Origin of the sequence: Paraburkholderia fungorum, assembly GCF_003610895.1 — a bacterium.
GTDB lineage: Bacteria > Pseudomonadota > Gammaproteobacteria > Burkholderiales > Burkholderiaceae > Paraburkholderia > Paraburkholderia fungorum_B.
In genome coordinates this window covers 116,838-139,786 of the sequence record NZ_MCAS01000011.1, presented here as the reverse complement: position 1 = coordinate 139,786, position 22,949 = coordinate 116,838, and the positions used below count along the sequence as shown (strand labels likewise).

The following is a 22,949-nucleotide window of genomic DNA, read 5'->3' as shown; positions in this document are numbered from 1 at the left end:
CTCACTGCGCCACGGGTTGCGCGGCCAGCGCGATTTGCGACACGCCCGCCGCGCGGCACGCGTCCATCACGGCCACGAGTTTCTGGATCTGCGCCACCTTCGAGCCGGCGATGGTCACCGCCGTATGCGCCGCATCGGGACGCGCCGACAGCATCGCCGTGAGTTCCGCGGCCGTCAGCGTTTTGCCCTCGACCGACATCGCCCCGTCGTCGGACAGTGTGACGAGCACCTTTGCCGGCGGTAACGCCTGAGTGCTCGCGCTCGACGGCAACTGCGTTTTCAGACCTGCGTTCGGAATCATGTGCAGCGTGATCATGATGAAGAACACCAGCAGGAAGAACATGATGTCGATCATCGGGATGATCTCGATGCGTGCTTTGCGCGCTTCGAAATACTTCATCGTCATGCTCCTTGCGACACCGGCTTTCCAGCCACGGCGCGCAGCCCTTCCCGTTCGCCTCTCGCCACCGGCTCATGGGCGAGGCCGGTCATGCGATTCACGAGCGCTGCCTTCAACGTTTCCAGTTGATGCACGACGGAGCGGACCCGGTTATGCAGCCCGTTGAAAAACACCAGCCCCAGCATCGCCACAAACAGGCCAGACGCGGTAGCGACCAGCGCCTGGGCGACGCCGCCCGTCACCTGGGTCGGCGCGTTGCCCGGATTCGACAACACCTGGAACGCGTTGAACATGCCGATGATCGTGCCGAACAGGCCAAGCAACGGCGCGAGCGTGACAATCGTGTCGAGCACCCACAGCAGCCGGTCGATGCGCGGCGCCTCGCGCATGATGACCTCGTTAAAACGCGCGTCGAGTTCCTCGCGGTTGTGCGTGGCCTGCAAGCGCGTGGCCGTCGCGAACAGCCGTGCGACCGGCAGATCGCCATATTGCCGAGTGAGCGAAGCGAGCGTCGCCGCGTCGAGATGATCGACCCGGTCGATCTGGTCGAGCGCGGCACGACCGCATGCCGCGAGGCGATGCAGAAACCAGAAGCGCTCGAGAATCACGGTCAGCGCGACGAACAGCATCGCCGCAATGGCATACAGCACGCCGCCGGAGTCGTTCGCGAGATGCAGCAGGGTGTCGACATTCATTGAATCAATCTCCAGTTAGAAGTCGGTGGACAGCGTGGCGACGAACGCACGACCGGGAATCGTCCAGTACAAGGGCGTGTTGTCGGCTGCGGTATAGCCGGCCAGGCCGTTGATGCTGGTGCGGTTGAAAAGGTTGTCGATTTCGAGGCCGATGCGCGTGTTGTGCATCCAGGCGGCCGGGCTCTTGATCGTGTAGACGCCGGACAGGTTCGTCACCGCGAATCCGCCGAGCGGCTGCGTGTCGCCCGTGTCGCCGAACTGATGGCCGACGAACTTGGTGATCAACGAGCCGTACAGCGGACCGCGTTCATAGATCAGACCGAGAGCGGCGGTGGATTGCGGTGCGTTCGGCATCCACGTGTCGGTGCTTTTCTGTTTGGCCGAATTGAACGTCAGGTTGCCGTACAGGCTGAAACCGAGTCCGGCATAGAACGTCGCTTCCGATTCGAAGCCTTTGTAGACCGCGCCGCCCGCATTCGAGAACGTCGCGTTGCCGCCCACCACGCGGCTCGTCACCGCGTTGCGGAAGTTGATGTAGTACAGGTCCGCGGAGACGGTGAGCCGGTCGGTCCTGTAGGTGGTGCCGATCTGATAGTTGTCCGTCTGCTCGGGGTCAGGCTGGCCGGAGACGGATGGGTTCTGCACGTAGAACACATTCAGGTTCGGTGCGAGAAAACCTTGGGCGTACTGGATATAGGCACTCCAGTTCGGGTTGATCTGCTCATGCAGGGTCAGCGACGGCAGCACCTTCGTCCACGTATGGCTGAAGTCCACCGCCGCGCCGGAGCCTTGATCGATCGGCGAATCGATACTGCGATTGAACGACACGTACTTCACGCCCGGCGTCACGGTCAGACCGTGCGGCAATTGCCACTCGTACTGGATGAACGGTTCGAATGTGAGGAACGTGTCGTGCATCGTGAAGTTCAACTGCTCGAGCGCGAAATTCAGCGAATCGTCCACGTTCATGTTGTCGCGGAAATTCGACTGATGCGTGAGCCACGCGCCGAGTTGCAGCTTGCCCGGGCCGATCTGCCGCTCGGCGTTCACCACGTCGCCAAACGCGCGATAGTTGTTGGCCATCTGCTGGCCCGGCACGTTGTTCGGCCCGAACGTGGTGCCGTTCGGCGTTTCTCCGTTCGGGTCCAGACCATTGAAGCCGTCGTGGTAATACGCGTAGGTGTACAGCTTGTTTTCGATCTTCCAGTCCGCGAGTTTCGTTTTGATGCCGATGTACTCGAAGTCCGTGCTGATGCGATCGAAGTTGTAGCCGTAGTACGACTGGCTCGACGGATCGCCGCTCAGGCCAAAGTTCGGCCCGAACTCGCGAATCTGCGCGGCCGTCGCGCCGAGCGACACATTCTGGTGAATGCGGCTGTAGTCCGCATACAAGGTGAGCAGCGTGTCGTCGCCGAGCGGCTTGTCGAGCTTGAAGAAAAAATTGTCGCGGCGCTGCGCCCCGTTGGTCAGGTATCCGTCGCTGCCGACGTGGTTGTAGCCGACCACCGCGCGCGCATCGCCCCACTGCTGCATGTCGCCCGTGTTGAGTTCGGCGCCGCTCGTCCAGGTGTTGAAACTGCCGTACGAACCGAAAACCGTGAACTTCGGTGTCAGCGACGGTTCCACCGACTGCACGGCGATCGTGCCGCCGAAGGTCGCAAAGCCGATCTGCGAAGCGTCGCCTGGACCGCGATCCACCGCGATCGAACCGATATTGCGCGACGAGAAGAACGATGTCGAATGATGGGTGAAGTCGTTCGAGTCGCCAAACGGAATACCGTCGAAGGTCACGTTGTATTGACCGTCCTGAAAGCCGCGAATCGACAGGCTCTGCGACTCCATCAAACCCGCACCGTTAGGGTCGATATTGGACACGCTCGGGGAAATCTGAATGATGTCGCTATAGTTCGCGCTCGGCGCCGTGCTGTTCTCGATGTAGTGGCGGCTAACGATCGACTTCGGCTCGCTTGCGCTCAACACCCCTTGCGACGGCGCCTGGGCCGGTGCCGACTGCACGTTGCCGGAGGGCGCCGCGGCGCCGGCGGACGACCCCGTCGCCGTGCTTTGCACCGAGCCGAGATCCCCGGAGGCCTGAGCGAAGGAAAGCTGCGTGCCGGCTGCGCAAAGCGAGGCCAGAACGAACTGCGTAAGCGGTTTCTTGCGGAACCTTGAACGTACCCGTTGCATGTTTCAGCATCCTTGTCTTGAATGACCGTCGAGTGATCAGCGAATAAGGCCATGCTAAAGACCGGGCGTTAATCGACCGTGATGGATACCTTACGAACCTAATCCGGTTGCATGCGCAACAAAAACGGGAAAAGCCGCCGCGGTTTGCCAACCGGGGCGGCCTGCTCTGCCATCCATTCAGGCACGGCGCCACCGCGCCGCGCCTGAATCGGGCCAGTTCCTTACTGGTTGTTGATGTTGTTCGGTGCTTTCGGCAGCGCCTTGCTGGCCGTCAGCACCACATTGCCGATCTGACGGTAGTTCAGCAGATTGGTGTTCGGCGACTGCACGCCATAACCGGCAAACGTCACGCTCAGGTGTGTCGCATCGATCTGAATGGCGGTCGGTGCATAGAGACGCTGAGCAAACCATGTTTGCGTCGGGATGATCGGCGCCTTGGCAGGAATCGTCACCGTGGTCTTCGCGCCACCCTGGTTGGTCGTCGTGATCGAATTGATCGACGCGATCGGGCTGTTGATGTCGTTATAGACCGTCCACGTCTTCAGGTCGCTCGACTCCGCATAGCCGATGTAGTGGAACGCGTCCGAGTCGCCGTCCAGACAGTTGCCACCCGAGAAGTACAGGCCCCAGCGGCTGCCGTCGCCGTTGATATCGATCAGCGTGCCACGCGGGCTGATCCAGCGGGTGCCGTTGTAGTCCACCGTGGTCGGATCGTTCAGGCCACTCACCACACCCAGATCGGTGAAGTTCACGCCGTCCTTCGTCGTGGCCAGACGCACGTTCGAAATGTCGTGGTTGGTCTTGCCGCTAAACGGCGCCTTCGCGCACTGGTTGGCAACCGGCATGGCGGTGCTGCCCGTGTTGTCGCCATTCAGGATCTTTTGTACGTACAGCACCGTGGTCGGCTTGGTCGGGTCGGTGTTCGGCACGACCGCCATGATCCCGTCCGGGTTCAGCAAACCGCTCGTCTGCTGCACGACGACCGGGTTGACCGCACCCGCCGTGTTGGTGGTCGCCGTCGCGACGGCGGCGATGTCCTGACCGCCCACGTTGGTGTTGTTGGTGTTCCAGATCGGGAACTTGGCGCTGGCGAGCGGCAGCGAGATCACGTTCAGCGGCGCCACGTCGACCTTGGCCGGGTCGCGATTGAGCGTGTAGAGCATCTGACCGGTCGCGGCCTGCGTACCCGGCAGTTGCAGCAGCGATGCATGGCCCCAGCCGTTGTCGGCGGTGGTCGCTGCATTGGTGCTCGTGATCGTGGCGGGACACACGCCAGGGTTGAGTTCCAGCACGTTCTGCATGAAGTACCAGGTCTTGCCGTTGTCGTCCGATTCAGCTGCGACAACCGATTCGTTGATGTCCTTCGGACGCCAGTCGAACAGGCCGATGATCGGCGTGGTCGTGCCGTTCACGTTGCCGGTCGTCGTCAGGTTGCTGGTGTACACCAGCGGGAAATAGAACGGCGCCATGTTGACGAGCGGATCGGTCGGCGGCATGACGAACTTCGAGCCGGTCGCATAGGTCTTCCGAACCGGCGGCGTGACGGTGTAGTCGCAATAGCCGGCGGCCGTGTCGGGCACGTTGCCCGTCGTCAGAAACGGGTTGCTCGTGTTCTGCGTGTTGTTCGGATCGAGCGCCAGCTTGTCGAGCGTAAACGGCGTCGCGCCGGCGCCCTTGCCGATCGACGTGCCCACGTTGATCTGGGCCGCCGCCGGTTGCACGCCGCTATCCAGCGACCACTTGACGCTTGCTGCCGCAACCGCCGGCGTTGACGCCGCAACGGGCGCCGACGCGCCGGCCGGCGACGTGGCGGCGGTGGGTGCCGGGTCGTTGTTGAGACTGCCGCCGCAGGCGGCCACTAACGCGCTTGCCAGCGTTATCGCCGACAGCGCCATGAACGAGACTTTCCTCATACTTCCCCTCTGCATGTTTTGATTGATGGAGCCGACAGACCAAACACAAGCCCGCAGCGCACGCCTCGAGCGCGCACCGCGGGGTACTGAAAAAATGCGTAGAACTGTCTGGACTGCAGAGGTGCGATGTTTGACCGGTGTGTCGCGCGTCGCGAGGAGGGTTCTGCAGATCCGCTGTCTAACGTGAGCGCATGATGCGAAAGCGCCATGTCGATGACGGGTCACGGATCTTACGAACATAAACTGGGCTGGCAGCGAGACGGCTGCGCCCACGTATCGCAGCAATCCGGGCACGAAGCGGATCAACCTGCGGGGGTGTTTCTTCGGTGTGCCAGCAAAGCTGGCCGCCATAACGGCGGATTCACCCTAACGTCTGCTGATAGCGAAAGTCTTTTTTTGTTCTACGCTATATGGGCGACCCGCGAATGGTCCGCCAGGGCGATGCCATGCAACCGGCCTTGGGGCGATCTCGAGTCGGATCAATCGAAACCCAACCCCAGGTAGCCCTGGCGTACCCCGCTCCACCGCGACACGGGCACCCTGATGCACCCACCCTATGGAGGCTAATGATGTCAATTCGACTGGGAGAAGACGCGCCCGATTTCACTGCCGAAACCACGGAAGGAACCATTCACTTTCATGAATGGATCGGCGACCAGTGGGCGATCCTGTTTTCGCATCCAAAGGATTTCACCCCGGTTTGCACCACGGAACTCGGATACCTGGCGGGCCTCAAGCCGGAATTCGACAAGCGCAACACGAAAATTATCGGGCTCAGCATCGATCCGGTCAGTGACCATAACGAGTGGGTCAAGGACATCGCGGAGACGCAAGGCCACGCGATCAACTACCCGCTGATCGGCGACGCGGACCTGACGGTCGCGAAGCGCTACGATATGATTCACCCCGAGGCAAGCGGCGGCGGACCGCGCACCGCCGTGGACAATGCCACCATCCGCTCGGTGTTTCTCATCGGGCCGGACAAGAAGGTCAAGGCAATGCTCGTCTATCCAATGAGCGCAGGCCGCAATTTCGACGAAGTGCTGCGCCTGCTCGATGCACTGCAGCTCAACGCGAAACACTCGGTGGCAACGCCGGTGAACTGGAAACCGGGCGAAGACGTGATCATTCCAACCTCTGTTTCAAACGATGCCGCGGCGCAAAAATATCCGCAGGGCTTCAAAACGGTGAAGCCTTACCTGCGCTACGTTGAGCAACCCAAGTAAAGTACCCGCAAACGCGAACCTCGGAGCCAAACTGTGTTGATCTTCCGGCAGCTATTCGATCAGCAGTCTTCAACTTACACGTATCTTCTCGCCGACAGCACGACGCGAGAAGCCGTGCTGGTCGATCCGGTATTCGAACAGGCGCGCCGGGACACCGCCTTGATCAACGAGCTTGGATTGCATCTGCTCTACACCATCGAGACCCACGTCCACGCCGATCACGTGACCGGCGCGTGGATGCTCAATCGCCGTACAGGTAGTCAGATCGCGATATCGGCGGCGAGCGGCGCCGAAGGCGCACAGCGCTATCTGAGCCATGGCGACAGGGTCGAGTTTGGTCCGAGGTACCTCACCGTACGCGCGACACCGGGTCATACCGATGGCTGCATCACGCTCGTGCTCGACAACGAAACCATGGCGTTTACGGGCGATTGCCTGTTGATCCGGGGCACGGGGCGCACGGATTTCCAGCGCGGTGACGCACACGCCATGTTTCGCGCGATCCACAATCACATTTTTACCCTGCCCGCCGCGTGCCTGCTTTACCCGGCCCACGACTATCGCGGCTTGACGGTCACGAGTGTGGACGAGGAGCGGCGCTTCAATCCGCGCCTTGGCGGCGAACTGTGTGAAGACGATTTCGCCGGCTATATGACGAATCTGCGCTTGCCGCATCCGAAGCAGATCGACATAGCCGTGCCCGCAAACCTGAAATGCGGCCTGGCGGCGAGCTACCCCGCGCAGATGGCGGAACCCGATTGGGCGCCGCTGACATGCAGTTTCGCGGGAATCTGGGAAATCAACGCCCAGTGGCTCGAGGAAAATCTGCATGCGGTGGAGATCGTCGACGTGCGTGAGCCCGACGAGTTCGACGGACCGTTGGGGCGCATTCAGGCCGCCACGCTCATCCCATTAGGCGACCTGGCCGGGCGCGCCGCCGAACTCACGAAGGAGCGCCCGATCGTGACCGTTTGCCGGGCCGGCGGGCGCTCCGCGCAAGCCACGATCATTCTGCGGCAGGCCGGATTCGAGCGGGTTGCCAACCTGCCCGGCGGCATGCTCCGCTGGCGCGCAGAAGGCCGCGCCGTCGAGAACGGCAGCATCTAAGGGTTTCTCCGGGCGCCGCGCCTCAGCGCCGGATCGACATCGACAGCACCGCGCTTGCTGCGCAAAGCCCCGCGACAATCGGAAAGATGATCCCCGTATGACCGGTCGCATCGATGATGTGGCCGATCACCGGCTCGCCGATACCGGCGAACATGTAGGACATGGTGTTGAGCACGCCTGTCGCCGTCCCCGCCGCGCGACGTCCGAAAATGTCAGGACACAGGGCCCAGAAAGAAGACGCCGGGCCAAACACGAAAAAGCCGCACAGGAACAGCAGCACGATCGCAAGCATGCTGCCGTGCGGTACGAACATCATGAAGATAGCCGTCGCGCAGGCCAGCACCATGTACCAGACGATCGCCATATAGCGGCGCCCCTGAAACAGCACGTCCGAGATCCAGCTATTGGACAGCGAACCCAGCGCCATGCCGACCGGCAACGCGACCGTGATCCACTTCGGGTCGATCAGCGCCGACGAGTTCTTCCAGTCCATGCCGAGAAAATGGACCGGCACCCAGACAACCAGCGCATACCGTGCGGCGTTCTGAAAACCGATTGCGAAACCCGTGACGTAGAGGCGCCAGTTTTTCATCACGAGCGCATAGCGCTGCGCGCTCGTCAGTTCGTCGCCCGGCTCCTCGGAAGAAGCGGCGTCTTCCGAATGGTCCGCAGCGGGCAGATGCCGGGCCTCCGGCCGTTCAGAAACGAATAGCAGCAACACCAGCGCACCGAGCAGCATGGAAAGCGGCGCGAGACGGAAAATCCAGACCCAGCCAAGCTGCATCGCCCCCAGAATGACGACCGGAAAAATATAGGCGAGCACCGAAGAGAATCCGGAAAAGCCCACATAGATGCCATATACGAAGCCGCGATGTTTGTGATCCCACCAGTTCGAAAGCAGGCGGCTGCCTGGCGCGAAACCCATCGACTGGAAATAGCCATTGAGCCCCCACGCCAGCAGAAAGAACAGGAACGTATGGCCGAAACTGAATAACCAGTTCGCGGCCAGCGACAGGACGGCCCCGGCGATCATCATCGTCTTGCCACCCAGCTTGTCGCCCAGATTTCCGTTGATGAACTGGCCGCCGGCATAGCACCAGAGCATCGTCGCGCTAATCCAGCCGATCTCGTACTTCGACAGACCGTAGTCATGCTGAATACCGGCGACGGCAAAACCCAGCGTCTGCCGGCCGGTGTAGTAGAACAGGTAACAGAAGGTCACGCCGATCAACGCACGCCACTTGTATTGCGCGAACGTCGTGCTCCCTTTGATCGACGCGTACTGCAACGCGTCAGGCGTATCTGTGGGCATTGCTGTCTCCATGCGGCGCGCGGTCTTCGCCGCGCTGGCCGTTTTTCGTTATCAGGCGAGGTGATTGAGTGCGAGATCGATGACGTCGAAATTGCGCAAACGCCGCGCGTCGTCGATACCGGCCAGCTTGCGGTTGAAAATGAGCGGCACTTTCTGTTCGGACAGACCGCCGTGCGAGCGCAACGGCACGGTGAGCCCGGAGAGATCATGTTTGTCGGCAGCGCTGCCGAGCGCCGTGAGCCTTTCGCCGAGCACCACGAGTTCGCCGATCCGCTCGGGCGGCAACTCGAATCGCTCGCTAGCCTGGGCGCGGGTCAAAACCGCCTCGACGCCGCGGATCGCCGCGATAAACGCGGCCACGTCGCGCTGTTTCTGCTCGTCGTGATCGGGCAAATAGACCGTGGCGTAAGAGCCGAGCGCGCCGTGATGCACGACATACGGGTCGGTGATCGGCAGGAGCACGCGTGTCGTGTGCGCGCCGTATCGCTCGTCGAGCCGGTCTTGCAGAAACACGATATTCGGCCGGCCCACGGCATCGGTCTTCGCATTCATGCCATGGTCGGCCGTGATCGCCAACACGGCGCCTTCCGCGTGATAGCGCGCCAGGTAGTCGTCCATCATCGCGTAGAAACCGTTCGCTTCCGGCGTGCCGGGCGCGTGCTTATGCTGGACGTAATCCGTCGTCGAAAGATACATCAGATCGGGGCGCTCTTCACGCAGGATGGAAAGCCCTGCCGCAAATACGAATTCCGAAAGCTCAGCGCTGTACACGGACGGCACCGGCATGCCGACTCTCGCGACGATGTTCTCGATGCCGTGCTCGCCGAGGTTCACCTGGTCGGCCTTTTCAGCCGAAAAACAGATCCCGTTCAACTGATGTCCGAGCAGACTGCGCAGTTTGTCCTTCGCAGTCACGACGGCCACGCGCCGGCCGGCACGGGCCATCTCCGCGAGAATGGTCGGCGCGCGCAAGTATTTGGCGTCGTTCATCAGGACTTCGGCCTGAGTCTCCTCGTCGAAGAAGAAGTTGCCGCAGATGCCATGCACCGAGGGCGGCGCGCCGGTGACGATCGAGAGGTTGTTCGGGTTGGTGAAGGAAGGGACCACGCAGTCCCCCGCCAGCACCGTGCCCGACGACAGCAACCCGGCAAGAAATTTCGCTTCGCCAGCCAGGATGGCCTGGTTGATGTATTCCTGTTCGCATCCATCAATGCAGACCACGATCGTCGGGGCGGTCGGCAGCCGATAGGCTCGGGAATTAACAGTGATCGATTTGCTCATGGGGGGCACCTTTCTGGGTCAGTTTGCATCAGCGTATGATGTTCAATCTGCTCACACAATCGACAAATTTGTGCCGAACTTGCTAGATAAACTCACACATGCGATCCAAACTCCCTCCGCTCAATGCTTTACGTGTGTTTGAAGTCGCCGCGCGCGCGGGCAGTTACTCCGCCGCTGCGCGAAAGCTCAACCTGACTCACGGCGCCGTGAGCCGTCACATCGCCATCCTTGAGGACTGGCTCGGCCAGCCGCTATTCGTGCGGGACGGACAAAGCATGGTGGCGTCCGGGCACGCACGGGCCTTCGCCCGTGAGATCAGCGTCGCTTTCGATCAGATTGCGGACGCGGCGGAACGGTATGGAAAGAGCCAGCACCTCAAGGTGATTCGCGTCAGCGCGTCGGCGACGGTTGCGATGCGCTGGCTGATCCCGCGCCTGCCCTCCTTCAAGGCGATCTGTCCGGACGTGGACGTGCGCGTTTCCACGGCGCTTTCCACCGATTCCACCTTACGCGGCAGTTTCGATCTGGCGATTCGCCGCGAGGTCCCTGCCGACGGGCAATTTCAGGCGTGGCCATTGTTCAGGGAGCGCAATACGGTGATCGCCAGCCCGAAGCTGATCGCGAAAACCGGCATTCTGTCGATTGAACAGCTTGCCGACGAAACCTGGCTCACCACGGAGTCGCGTCCCCGGGATTGGGAGATGTGGGCCGAGACAGCCGGTCAGCCGACCCTTCGAGCCGGCCGAACCTTGCGGTTCGATCATTTCTTTGTGACCGTGCAGGCCGTCGTCGACGGTCTGGGTTTCGGTATCGGGCCGTTCCCTACGCTCGAGGCGGAATGTACTTCGGGGCGTCTGCAAAAGCCGTTTCCCAATCTGACTTCAGCGGGATCGACTTACTATGCATTGGTGCCGCTGGACGCCGACAAGCCCACGCATATGCGGGATTTCGTCGAGTGGCTGCGATCGAGCAGCGAGAGCGATCGTCCCGGCAAGTAAGCGCCAGACGGGTTAAATCATTCGGATCACCAGGTTCCCGGGCCACCGTTTCCGCCATCGTATTTTCGCCAAGTCTCGACGTGGTGAAGCGTGGGTTACGCAGCGCCCAGGCCACGCATCCGGGTATGCGAAAAACGGATAGTTCCGAAAGCACCGGCGTCATGACAGCATCGTCACGGCGCGAATCAGTCTGTAACTTCGCCTCCCGTCCTCAACTTCCGCAGGCATGAATCAGGAACTGTTGAAACGCCACCGCCGGCGTATCCAGCGTCGAGCCCTTGCGCCACAACATGCCCGCATCCATCTGCGGAATCGCGTTGAGGATAGGCCGCGCTTCGATCCGCTTGCCTTCCAGCGACCACGGACGAAATACCATATCGGACAGAATCGTCACACCGAAGCCATACGCCACGAGACCGCGTAACGCCTCCATCGAACCCGTGCGAAACGCGATATTCGGCTCGATTTCATTGCGCCGCCAGTAGCGCAGCGTGGACTCTTCGCCTTCGTCCACGGTGATCAGGATATACGGATAGTTCGCAATATCCGCGAGCGACGGCGCATTGAGTTTCGCCAGCGGATGCGTGGGCGACGTCCATAACTGCCGCCGCGAACGAATCAGCGTGTGGTGCTGAAAACGCCGGATATTCTCCACATTCGAGAGCAACGCAATGCCGAGATCGACCTCGCCCTCGAGCACCGCCTGTTCGATCGACGCACGGTCCGTATCGTGCAGATCGATCTCGACATCGGGGTAAGTCGCGCGAAAGCGCGCCATCAGTTCCGGCAGAAAATAGCCCAGCAGCGTATAGGAGGCCGCGATACGCACCGTCCCCTTCAGGTCGTGCGAACGGAACGGGGCCTTGTAGACCGCGTCGCGCACGGAGTCGAGTATGTGCCGCGCGTGATTCAGGAAGTCCTGCCCGTCCGGTGTCAACGCAACACCCTGCGGCAAACGTTCGAACAGCCGCGTCCCCAGGGTTTCCTCTAATGCGAGTACAGCGTTCGTAATCGCGGATTGCGATACGTGTTCGACCGTCGCCGCCATCGAAAACTGCCCGCTTTGCGCGGCTGCCACGAAGTAACGCATCTGCCGCAGGGTGATGTCTTTTGACATGTGTTTTTCGAATAGCAGGATTCGGTATTCGTGATTTTACGATGGAAATTCCGCTTCCTATACTCGGGCTGAAATAAAGCCATCGGAGACATGGACCATGAACGCCCCGCTATCGCCCGAGCTACGTGACGCACTCGCCACCGTTTCGCTCGACGACAAATACACACTCGAAAAAGGCCGCGTCTACATGAGCGGGACGCAGGCGCTGGTCCGTCTGCCGATGCTGCAGAAGGCGCGCGACCAGCGAGCCGGCCTCAAGACGGCGGGGTATGTGTCCGGCTATCGCGGCTCGCCGCTCGGCGCGCTGGATCAGGGATTGTGGAAAGCGAAGAAGCATCTCAAGGAACACGATGTCGTGTTCCAGCCTGGGGTTAACGAGGATCTCGCGGCCACCGCGGTATGGGGTACGCAACAGCTCAATCTCTGGCCTGGCGCCAGGGTGGATGGCGTATTCGGCATGTGGTACGGCAAAGGCCCGGGCGTCGACCGCACAGGCGATGTGTTCAAGCACGCGAATTCCGCCGGCACCGATCCGAACGGCGGCGTGCTGGTTCTGGCGGGCGACGACCATGCGGCGAAGTCGTCGTCGGTTGCGCACCAGTCCGAGCATATGTTCGTCGCGAGCGGCATTCCGGTGCTCTATCCGTCGAGCGTGCAGGAATATCTCGACTACGGACTTCACGGCTGGGCAATGAGCCGCTATTCCGGCCTGTGGGTCGCGATGAAATGCGTGACCGACGTGGTCGAATCGAGCGCGTCGATCGATATCGATCCGGACCGCCTGCAGATCGTCTTGCCCGACGATTTCGACATGCCCGACGGCGGACTCAATATCCGCTGGCCCGATCCGCCGCTCGCGCAGGAAGCGCGTCTGCTCAATCACAAGTGGTACGCGGCCCTCGCCTACGTGCGCGCCAACAAACTGAACCGCGTGGTGATCGACAGCCCCACGCCGCGTCTGGGCATCATGACCGCGGGCAAGGCTTATCTCGACGTGCGGCAGGCGCTCGCCGATCTGTCGCTCGACGACGAGACCTGCGCGCGCATCGGCATTCGCGTATTGAAAGTGGGCTGCGTGTGGCCGCTCGATGCGCAGAACGCGCGTGACTTCGCCACCGGACTCGACGAAATCCTGGTCGTGGAAGAGAAACGCCAGATCCTCGAATATGCGCTCAAGGAAGAGTTGTACAACTGGCGCGACGATGTTCGTCCCAAGGTATTCGGCAAATTCGATCAGCGCGACAACGCCGGCGGCGAATGGTCCGTGCCGCGCGGGCAGACGCTGCTGCCGGCGCATTACGAACTCTCGCCCGCCCTGATTGCGAAGGCGATCGCGCGGCGTTTGGCACAGGCCGATCTGCCGGCCGACGTGCGCGCGCGGATCGAAGCGCGCGTTGCCATTATCGAGGCCAAGGAACGGGAAGCCGCCACGCCGCGTTCAGTGGCCGAACGTCAGCCGTGGTTCTGCTCCGGCTGCCCGCACAACACGTCGACCCGCGTGCCGGAAGGCTCACGCGCGCTGGCCGGTATCGGCTGCCACTACATGTCGATGTGGATGGACCGCAATACGGAGACGTTCAGCCAGATGGGCGGCGAAGGCGTCGCGTGGACCGGGCAGATGCATTTCACGAATGAGCGGCACGTATTCGCCAATCTCGGCGACGGCACCTACTTTCACTCCGGTCTTCTCGCGATTCGCGCATCGATTGCGGCGGGCGCGAATGTCACCTACAAGGTCCTCTACAACGACGCGGTCGCGATGACGGGCGGCCAGCCGGTCGACGGCGTGCTCACGGTTCCGCAGATCGCGTTTCAGGTGACGGCCGAGGGCGCGAAACGGGTGCTGATCGTCACCGACGAGCCCGAGAAATACGATGCGAAGGTCCGTCTTCCGGATGACGTGAAGGTCTACCACCGCGATGAACTCGACCGGTTGCAGCGCGAGTTACGCGAGGTGACGGGCACGACCATTCTGATCTACGACCAGACCTGCGCAACCGAAAAGCGCCGGCGCCGCAAACGCGGCACTTATCCCGATCCGGCCAAACGCGCGTTTATCAACGACGCGGTGTGCGAAGGCTGCGGCGACTGCTCGGTGCAATCGAACTGCCTCTCGGTCGAGCCGCTGCAAACACCGCTCGGCACCAAGCGCAAGATTAACCAGTCGTCGTGCAATAAGGACTTCTCATGCGTGAATGGCTTTTGCCCGAGCTTCGTGACGGCGGAAGGCGCGCAGCTGAAGAAGCCCGCTAAAGCCCGTCCGGACACCGCGCTGCCCGATTTCGCGGCGCTGCCCCGGCCTGTGATGGCCCCCTTGTCGAAGCCTTATGGCGTGCTGGTAACCGGTGTGGGCGGCACCGGTGTCGTGACGATCGGCGGCTTGCTGGGCATGGCCGCTCACCTCGAAAACAAAGGCGTCACCGTACTCGACATGGCGGGTCTCGCGCAGAAAGGCGGCGCGGTGCTCAGTCACGTGCAGATTGCCGCGACCCCCGATCAATTGCACGCCACGCGCATTGCCACCGGCGAAGCGCGTCTGATTATCGGCTGCGATGCCATCGTTTCCGCGTCCGCTGAAGTGCTTTCCCGCACGCAATATGGCGTGACGAGAGCGGCGATCAACAGTAGCGCGACGCCAACCGCACAATTTGTCCGCGACCCGCAGTGGAGTTTCCCCGCCGACGAGACGCGGCACGACCTGTTGAAGAGTGTCGGCGCCGACTGCGATTTCATCGACGCAAATCGTCTTGCTCTCGAACTGCTCGGCGACACGCTCTACGCCAATCCCTTGCTGCTCGGTTTTGCGTGGCAACGCGGCTGGCTGCCGGTCGGCTACGAAAGCCTCGACCGGGCAATCGAGCTTAACGGTGTCGCGGTGGAGAAGAATCGACTCGCGTTCGCGTGGGGCCGCTATGTCGCGCAGCATGGCGAAACCGCAGCCGATGCGTTTGCGCCGCGTGCCGGAAAGCAGCAGGCGATCGTGGTGCAAATGCCGGAATCGCTCGACCGTCTCATCGAACGCAATGTGGAACGGCTTGGCCTCTATCAGAACGCGCGCTATGCGGCTCGTTACATGGAGGTGGTCACCCGCATGCGCGCCGCCGAAACGAAGCTGGCAGCGGGTGCGAAGCTACGCCTCACGCCGGTGGTCGCGCGCAATCTCGCCAAGCTGATGACCTATAAGGACGAGTACGAAGTTGCGCGTCTCTACGCGGACCCCGCTTACCTGGACAAACTGCGCGCGCAATTCGAAGGCGAACCGGGCCGCGATTACAAGCTCGCTTTTCATCTCGCGCCGCCGCTACTGGCGAAACGCGACGAACACGGCCACCTGAAGAAACAGCGCTTTGGTCAATGGACGCTGAGCCTGTTCCGCGTTCTCGCCAAACTCAAAGTCCTGCGCGGCACCACCTTCGACGTGTTCGGCAAGACGTCCGAGCGCCGCAATGAACGTGAGTTGATCGAACAGTACGTCATGCTGATCGATGAGTTCTGCGCAACGCTCGACAGCACGCGCTTCGAGGCGGCGATGAAGCTTGCCAATCTGCCCGATGAAATTCGCGGATTCGGGCACGTCAAGGAGCGCAATGTCGTCGCGGCCGCGACGAAACGCGAACAGTGGCTGCGCGATTATCGTGCCTCACCGAGTCTCGAACGCTTTGACCAGGTAGTCGACAAACGAAGCAATTCTTGAGGAAATAGCGGTGTTCCGATAATAGACGGCGTGGATCGGCTGCCGGATGTCCTGGGTCTGGCGGCCGAGAATCTGCACGAGGCGTCCCGATTCCCGATCCTGCCCAGTCATGAAGTCCGACAGGCAGACGATACCAACGCCATCCAGCGCCAGCTGCCTGAGCGTCTCGCCGCTGGACGACCAGACCGTAGGCTCGATGCGCTGCAGCTCGCCGTCGGCGCCGAGCACGGGCCAGACATTCAGCGACTCCGGCTGGTTGAATCCCAGCAACGCATGTTTGCCGAGATCTTCGACCTTGCGTGGCTGGCCGTGCTCCGCCAGAAAACCGGGACTCGCCAGAATACGAAGCCGGCTGTTGCCAATGAGCCGGCTATGCAACGTCGAATCCTTCAGCCTGCCGATCCGGATCGCGACGTCGGTGCGCCGCTCCAGCAGATCGATGATCCCCTCGTTGCTGTTCAGTTCCAGCTCCACATGCGGATAGCGCTCCCGATACCCCCGCACGAGCGGCACGATCACGTGGAGCATGAACGGCGACGCGGCGTCGACCCGCAACCGCCCGGACGGCATGTCGCGCCGCGCCACCATCTGTTCCTCCGCGCTCTCCACCGATTCGATAATCGCCCGCGCATTCTGCAGAAACGCCCGCCCCTCCTCGGTTAGCTCCAGCCGGCGCGTGGTTCGGCGCAGCAAGGTCGTCTTCAGCTTCTCCTCGAGTCTCGCGAGCGTGCGGCTCGCCGCCGAGACCGTCAGGTCAAGCTGCTGGGCGGCCGCCGTGATCGATCCCATGTCGACCACGGTCGCGAAGGTTTGCAGTTCATCCAGTGTGGTCTTCATTGTTGATTTGAAATCAAAATAATTTCGTTTATAGACCACTTTTTCCGCAAAAGTAAAGCGCGCACACTTCAGGCCATATTCTGATCCTGACCTGAGCCGTCTTTCGGCCGGTCTTCCTGTGAGGCATGAAGCATGATCTCCACGACTTCCTCCCGCGAGTCCACACGCGGTAGCGCGGCGTTGCCGCTCTTTGCGCTCGCTGTCGGCGCGTTTGGCATCGGCACGACCGAATTCTCCCCGATGGGGCTGCTGCCCGCGATCGCCAGCGGCCTGCACGTATCCGTCCCTGGCGCGGGCATGCTGATCAGCGCCTACGCGATCGGCGTCATGATCGGCGCGCCGCTGATGACACTCGCGCTCGCGCGCTGGCCGAAACGCTCCGCGCTGATCATGCTGATGGGCATCTTTACGCTCGGCAATCTGCTCTCGGCAGTGGCGCCGAACTACACCACGCTGCTGCTCGCGCGGCTCGTCACCAGCCTGAACCACGGCGCGTTCTTCGGACTCGGCTCGGTGGTTGCAGCGAGCCTCGTGCCGCGCGAGCGGCAAGCAAGCGCAATCGCAACCATGTTCATGGGGCTCACCATCGCGAACGTCGGCGGCGTGCCGGTCGCGACGTGGCTCGGCGAGGCGATCGGCTGGCGCATGTCGTTCGCGGCAACGTCCGGGCTTGGCGTGATTGCCATGGCGAGCCTGTTTGCCGTACTGCCGAAGGGCGAAGCGGGCCGCCTGCCGGACCTGCGCAGCGAACTCGCGGTCCTCACGCGCCCCACCGTGTTGAGCGCACTGGCGACGACCGTGCTCGGCGCGGGTGCAATGTTTACGCTTTACACCTACATCTCGCCGACGCTGACGCAGATCACCGGCGCATCGCCCGTGTTCATTACGGCGATGCTCGCGTTGATCGGCATCGGCTTTTCGATCGGCAACGTCGTGGGCGGCCGATTCGCCGACCGCTCGCTCGACGGCAGCCTGATCGGCTTCCTCGTGCTGCTGATCGCGGTCATGCTCGCCTTCCCGACGATCGCGACAAGCCACCTCGGCGCCGCCATCGGCCTGCTCGTGTGGGGTATTGCAACGTTCGCTGTCGTGCCGCCGTTGCAGATGCGTGTGATGCGCGCCGCAGCCGAAGCGCCGGGGCTCGCGTCATCGGTCAACGTGGGCGCGTTCAATCTCGGCAATGCACTGGGTGCGGCCGCGGGCGGCGCAGCCATTTCGGCGGGGTTCGGCTACTCAGCCGTCCCCATTGCCGGAGCGCTCATCGCCGCGGCGGGCCTCGCGCTCGTCTTGATTCAGAAAATGACGCCGCGCTCGAGTCACCGTTCAGAGGCGATTCCACCGCGGGCATGCTGATTGCCGGTCGGCGACCGGCAGACTCACAACCGACAATCTCACGGCAGCCGCGATACCCCTCCGTCGTACTCGAGCGTCACCGAAGAACTCCGGCTGCGCCGGACATCCTCCGGATCGAGGTCGATCCGTTTGAGATGGTTCTGCGCGTGCATCTGCACCTGATCGGTAAGATGCGGCGTTCCATGTCCCGACGGATCGATGAACTGATTCTGTCCGCCGGCCTCGGTCACGGAATAGAGCACGGGGTGGCCGTTGCCCAGCTCCATCAATCCGACCCACTGCTCGCCGCCATTCAACGGCACCATCTTCGGTCCGAGACCGAGCTCCGCCCATGTCGTGCTGCTTCGTTCATCGTCGTCGGGAAGCGGCAAACGCGCCGGGTCGTCAGCTTGATCCGTAAAGTATTTCCAGTAAATCGGCATGCGCCAGGCGGCCATCGGCTTGCCGGGGAATTGCTTGCGTGCCGTTGCGATCGTTTGCCGGATGGTGTCGATCACGACCGAATCGCGTGAACGTCCATTGAAATAGTCGAATTTGACCGGCAGACCGGCCTTCGATCCCTGCAGCGCACGATACAGCAAGCTCGTCTGATACTTGAGATAGCGGTCGGCATCGATCTTGTTCCACCAGTCTTGCGTAGCACCGCTGAAGATCATCTTGGGGGCGACCTCCAGCCACGTGCGAAACAGGGTGAGGCCCGGGCTATCGTAGTAGCCGTCGCCGTCGCGATCTTCATAGAGGCCGTTCCACGAGAGCATCAGATCCACGGCCTGCGAGACCTGGGGGTCATGTGCTTCAGCGGCCGCCGCGCGCAGGACCGGTGCGAAAAAGTCGGGGGAGGTCTGATTCCGGTCGCGCGCGCCCATCGCGTTCCAGATCTGCTGGTTGTAGTCCTCCATATCGAGCAGCGTGACCGATGTGGACGAGGCGCCGAGACGATTTCCCAACCAGGTGCGGAAAGTCGCACCGAAGCGCCCCTCGTCCCCTTCGCGCGACCAGGTGGTCGCCTTGCTATTCCAGCTGTGGATGTACCCCTGCTTCGGATTGAGCATGTGCGGGCGCTCCGCGAGCGACAGAAAGCCCTGCCATTCGTAGTCGCCGGTGCCGGGCGTGGGCAGTCGCGGGTCGGTGCCGGGTGCGCGCTTCGGCTGCAGACCGGTCTCCCAGAAACCGATCTGTCCGCTCTCGTCGCCGTAGCAGATGCCGAAGTCGGTTGAAACCCGTGCGATTCCTTTGGTTTCGAAATCGGCGAGCGAACCTGCCCGCTGCATTTCGACGACGGCGACCCAGTTGTCCAGTTCGTGGCCACGTTCGGCGAAGCGCTGCGTGTAGGCCACGCCATGCGGTTTGTCCCAGCTGACCACTGTCCCGTGAATCGTGCGCGCCACTTCGTGATCGACCGGCGCCGCGCCTTTGACCAGGATTTTTTCGTTGTGGACTTCCATCTGACGCCACTGGCCCTTGTACCAGTACTGATGAGGGTCCTGCGGATTGAGACGTTCGGCGAAGGTGTCCGTCGTGTCCTCCTGGCCGGAGGTGATGAGCCAGCCATGATGCGGGCCGCGTCCCATGATCGGGATGCCCCAGGAGGGCAACGTGAAGCCGGCGCTGTCAAAACCGCCGCCATGCAGATGAATCTCAGCGCCGTCGGCGGTCGACTCCAGCATCAGCACCTTGCCGCTCGCGGATCGCTGCGGGCCGATCACGAGGCACCGGCTATGGTTGTTGCTCGGCGCCGGGGCCGCCGCGGGTGGCGTGCCCTCTTCGGTCTGCGCCAGCGTCAGATAGGTCGCCTGCGGCATAGGCCGCGCCGGTGCGAGATCCTCGCCCGCCGGTATCGCGGTCGGGGATTCGGGGTCGCTCACCGGCACGACGTCGTCGAATATCTCGCGCCCGGCCGTCTGGCCGTGGCGCGCCACCATCGCGTTATAAAACGCCTGGTTCTGCAGCTCGAATCCGCCGCGATCACGCGGGAAACCGGAAATCATCGACAGGTAATCGAGGAGCGTCCAACGCTCCGGTTTCACACCCCAGTGCGCGATTTCATAAGGCGTCCTGTGAGCCGGGTCCTGCTCGATCTCGGCGATCTCCTGGTTCACGCCGTCGACATAGGCCTGCATCATGCGTTGATGCTCGGGCGGAATCTCGTGATACATACGCAGCAGTTCGGCACTGTCGAGCTTGCGATCGCGCGAGATGATGTCCGACTGGACCGCCGACGGCCCCAGCACCTCCGCCGTGCGTCCCAACGCCCGCCGGCGCGAGAGTTCCATGTCGGCGAGCCGGTCCTGTGCTTCGGCGTAACCCGCTCCATACATCACCGCCGCCGAGGTGTTGCCGAAAACATGGGGAACGCCCATGGCATCGCGATCGATACGAACCTGTTGCGCGCCCTGAGCGACGACGGGTTCGGACCTGGGCGCCTGCGCGCATCCCGCCGCGAGCGACACGGAGATAAGCAGTGGAGAAATGACAACGGTGCGATTCATAGTACCTTCTGGATTTTTTCAGTTATTGGAAAGCACGTGAGGAAGACATTGAACGGCTTCAGGCCGTTCAGAATCTGTGACGGATCGCGGCGCGCAACGCGATCTGACTCGAGGTCGACGAAATCCCACCGGCCCCGGTGATATAGGCGTAATCGAGTACGGTGCCCGTCTTGTCGCCCGCGACCTTTTCATAGGCGCCTTGCACATAGATGTCTGTGCGCTTCGACAGGACGTAATCCGCCATCAACCCAGCCGTATGAAATTTCAGGCTCATGTTTCTCGCCGCCGTATTGGCGTCAAGCAGCGTATAGACGTATTGCGCGCCGACGAAGAAACTCGGCGTGACCTGATAGGTTCCGGTGAATTCCAGGTTCTGAAACCTCAACAGGCTGAACGCATCCGGCCCGCTGCCGGCCAACTGGGTCGTGCCCGACGAACCGGTGTACCAGCTCGAACTCACCGGTTTCCCGACATTCGTATTGGAATAGACGAAACCGAGCGTTGCGGACCCGATCTGATAGTTGATGCCGGCGCCGAAGATGCGTAACCGTGCTGCCGTGAAGTTCACGTCGCCAACCGGTGTCGCGCCACTGTTTTGCGCGCCGGGGTTGTCGGCCTGCAGGTAGGCCGCGGCAAGCTGCAGTGGGCCGTGCACATACTGCGCCCCAAAGCTGTACAGACGGTCGTCGGCAAATTTCGTGTCGTTGCTAAAACCGTACATGCCGCCGAACTGGAAACCGGCAAACTCCACGCTCGCGTACTTGATAGCGTTGTTCACCAGAAACGACCCGTCCGTATTGTCGTTATCCAGCGGGTGTGAAAGCAGCACGCCGCCCCAGTTGCCGTTGGCTGTCACGGGGGCAAGATAATCGAGGACGGAGTCGTACTGACGGCCGAGCGTGACGGTGCCCAGCTTTTCATCCGACATGCCGATATACGTTCGAGCCGGAGCGGATAGCCCACTGTTGATATCGAACGAAGTCTTGCGCACGAACGTGATCTTTCGTCCGCCACCGAGATCTTCCGTGCCACTGAGCGTGACGATGTTGCTTTGCGCGTAGCCGCTCTGGAACTGATAAGCGGCATCGCCGTGCGGATTCGCGTGGTTGGTGACGACGAGGCCCTCGTCCATGACGCCCGACAGTGAAAGACTGCTTTGTCCGAAAGCCGGAACGGCGAATGCTGGCAATCCTAACGTGGCGATCAAGATGATTTTTTTCTTCATTGTGGTTGAGACGCTCAGTTCAATTAACAGATCGGATCCTGATTCGGTTTCAGTCGATGCGATGTGTCACGTTGTCGTGCGTCGTGCACAATTCGGGTCAACGCGATCAAGTGGCGCTCAATATATCGGCGCCATTTTGTTCAAATAAGATGCTTTTTTATTCACCCCGATCACCAGACCTTATCTCCCGCGTTAACCCTATGAAACTTCAGCAGCTACAGGCATTCGTCGCCGCCGCGCATCACGGCAGCCTGCGAGGCGCCGCGCGCGATCTCGACCTCACGCAGCCGGCGGTCACGCGCACGATCCGCGAACTGGAAGGCGCATTGAAAGTGGAACTGGTAACGCGCGGCGTACGGGGCATCGAACTCACCGAATGCGGCCGCGCGCTGCTGCCGCGCGCCGAGCAATTGCTGGCCGACATGCAACGCACCATTGAATCGGTCAAGCAGGTGAGCGGCGAATTGATGGGAAAGGTCAGTATCGGAACCATGCCGTCTGTTGCGCTGACCTTCCTGCCAAAGGCGGTGACGGCGTTTCGCCGTGCCATGCCGCTCGTCAAGCTGCATATGCAGGAAGTCACCGTGCTGGACGCGTTGGCGCAACTGCGCAGCGGCAAGATCGACATCGCGGCGATTCGCCATGTCCCTGAACTCGAGAGCGATCTGGTCCAGGTGCCGCTTTATTCAACGCAGTTCGTGGTTGCGATGCGCGCCGGTCATCCGCTTGAAAACTCGACCCGGCTGGAGCAGTTGCTCGACGCGGAATGGATTGCCACGGGCGGCTCCGACCATTTCTCCCAGAGCGTGCTGACTACCATGTTCACGACGCATGGCCTGCCTGTACCCAAACGCTTGCTGCATGCGCCTTCGTCATTTGCGGTGGCGCTCGGGCTCGTCTCGCAGACGGATATGATCGGCTGCTTCACCAAGGCGCTGGCGACCATGGTGACGCCGCTCGGGATTCATGTGGCGAATATCGAAGAAACCATGCCTGGTTACGATCTGAGCATTATTTCGCGGCGCGATCTGTTGCCGACACCTGCGGTTGCGCAGTTCGTGTCGTGTCTGGAGAGTGCGGCGCGCAGATGACGCGCCGTGCTCCAGCGATCGAGT

General features: G+C 61.8%; 16 protein-coding genes. 6 read left to right on the top strand and 10 right to left on the bottom strand.

Going from position 1 to position 22,949, the window contains the following annotated elements:
* Window position 1 precedes the first annotated feature (1 nt).
* From BCY88_RS12620 to BCY88_RS12605, 4 genes are all read right to left on the bottom strand, one after another.
* Complete coding sequence (locus tag BCY88_RS12620) at window positions 2-400, bottom strand: ExbD/TolR family protein (protein WP_120344572.1); 399 nt, start codon at window positions 398-400, stop codon at window positions 2-4.
* 2 nt (window positions 401-402) lie between these two features.
* Window positions 403-1,095 carry a MotA/TolQ/ExbB proton channel family protein gene (locus tag BCY88_RS12615; RefSeq protein WP_120344571.1) on the bottom strand — a complete coding sequence of 231 codons (693 nt, stop codon included), beginning with the start codon at window positions 1,093-1,095 and terminating at the stop codon, window positions 403-405.
* 15 nt (window positions 1,096-1,110) lie between these two features.
* Entirely contained in the window at window positions 1,111-3,282 is a 2,172-nt protein-coding gene (locus BCY88_RS12610; protein ID WP_120344570.1) for a TonB-dependent receptor, read from the bottom strand.
* Between the two features lie 221 nt (window positions 3,283-3,503).
* Complete coding sequence (locus tag BCY88_RS12605) at window positions 3,504-5,195, bottom strand: glycoside hydrolase family protein (RefSeq protein WP_147408514.1); 1,692 nt, start codon at window positions 5,193-5,195, stop codon at window positions 3,504-3,506.
* Between the two features lie 569 nt (window positions 5,196-5,764).
* Here BCY88_RS12605 and BCY88_RS12600 point away from each other — a divergent pair.
* Together BCY88_RS12600 and BCY88_RS12595 are read left to right on the top strand one after the other, a co-directional pair.
* The gene (locus BCY88_RS12600) at window positions 5,765-6,421 is read left to right on the top strand and encodes a peroxiredoxin (protein ID WP_120344568.1); all 657 of its coding nucleotides are present in this window, start codon (window positions 5,765-5,767) and stop codon (window positions 6,419-6,421) included.
* A gap of 36 nt (window positions 6,422-6,457) precedes the next feature.
* Complete coding sequence (locus BCY88_RS12595; RefSeq protein ID WP_120344599.1) at window positions 6,458-7,528, top strand: MBL fold metallo-hydrolase; 1,071 nt, start codon at window positions 6,458-6,460, stop codon at window positions 7,526-7,528.
* Window positions 7,529-7,550: 22 nt separating this feature from the next.
* Here the strand turns inward: BCY88_RS12595 and BCY88_RS12590 are convergent, their stop codons facing one another.
* The gene (locus BCY88_RS12590) at window positions 7,551-8,840 is read right to left on the bottom strand and encodes an MFS transporter (protein WP_120344567.1); all 1,290 of its coding nucleotides are present in this window, start codon (window positions 8,838-8,840) and stop codon (window positions 7,551-7,553) included.
* 51 nt (window positions 8,841-8,891) lie between these two features.
* Window positions 8,892-10,121, bottom strand: coding sequence for a phosphonoacetate hydrolase (gene phnA / locus BCY88_RS12585; RefSeq protein WP_120344566.1), 1,230 nt, complete (start codon window positions 10,119-10,121; stop codon window positions 8,892-8,894).
* Window positions 10,122-10,219: 98 nt separating this feature from the next.
* Here phnA and BCY88_RS12580 point away from each other — a divergent pair, with 98 nt between their 5' ends.
* A complete protein-coding gene (locus tag BCY88_RS12580; RefSeq protein WP_120344565.1) occupies window positions 10,220-11,119 on the top strand; it encodes a LysR substrate-binding domain-containing protein in 900 nt (299 codons plus the stop codon).
* A 211-nt stretch (window positions 11,120-11,330) separates the two neighbouring features.
* Here the strand turns inward: BCY88_RS12580 and BCY88_RS12575 are convergent, their stop codons facing one another.
* Window positions 11,331-12,236 carry a LysR family transcriptional regulator gene (locus BCY88_RS12575; RefSeq protein ID WP_120344564.1) on the bottom strand — a complete coding sequence of 302 codons (906 nt, stop codon included), beginning with the start codon at window positions 12,234-12,236 and terminating at the stop codon, window positions 11,331-11,333.
* A gap of 97 nt (window positions 12,237-12,333) precedes the next feature.
* Between BCY88_RS12575 and BCY88_RS12570 the strand changes: the two genes are divergently transcribed.
* A complete protein-coding gene (locus tag BCY88_RS12570; protein WP_120344563.1) occupies window positions 12,334-15,930 on the top strand; it encodes an indolepyruvate ferredoxin oxidoreductase family protein in 3,597 nt (1,198 codons plus the stop codon).
* On the opposite strand, the gene BCY88_RS12565 is transcribed toward BCY88_RS12570, so the two are convergent.
* Window positions 15,877-16,767 (bottom strand): LysR substrate-binding domain-containing protein, encoded by an 891-nt coding sequence (locus tag BCY88_RS12565; protein ID WP_120344562.1) that lies wholly within the window; start codon window positions 16,765-16,767, stop codon window positions 15,877-15,879. The genes BCY88_RS12570 and BCY88_RS12565 overlap by 54 nt on opposite strands.
* A 132-nt stretch (window positions 16,768-16,899) precedes the next feature.
* Between BCY88_RS12565 and BCY88_RS12560 the strand changes: the two genes are divergently transcribed.
* Window positions 16,900-18,120: an MFS transporter gene (locus tag BCY88_RS12560; protein WP_120344561.1), complete on the top strand. Its 1,221-nt coding sequence runs from the start codon at window positions 16,900-16,902 to the stop codon at window positions 18,118-18,120.
* Between the two features lie 38 nt (window positions 18,121-18,158).
* Here BCY88_RS12560 and BCY88_RS12555 read toward each other — a convergent pair whose 3' ends face one another.
* Window positions 18,159-20,609: a penicillin acylase family protein gene (locus tag BCY88_RS12555; RefSeq protein ID WP_120344560.1), complete on the bottom strand. Its 2,451-nt coding sequence runs from the start codon at window positions 20,607-20,609 to the stop codon at window positions 18,159-18,161.
* Window positions 20,610-20,676: 67 nt separating this feature from the next.
* Window positions 20,677-21,834: a porin gene (locus BCY88_RS12550; RefSeq protein WP_120344559.1), complete on the bottom strand. Its 1,158-nt coding sequence runs from the start codon at window positions 21,832-21,834 to the stop codon at window positions 20,677-20,679.
* Window positions 21,835-22,034: 200 nt separating this feature from the next.
* Between BCY88_RS12550 and BCY88_RS12545 the strand changes: the two genes are divergently transcribed.
* The gene (locus BCY88_RS12545) at window positions 22,035-22,925 is read left to right on the top strand and encodes a LysR family transcriptional regulator (RefSeq protein WP_120344558.1); all 891 of its coding nucleotides are present in this window, start codon (window positions 22,035-22,037) and stop codon (window positions 22,923-22,925) included.
* Window positions 22,926-22,949 lie beyond the last annotated feature (24 nt).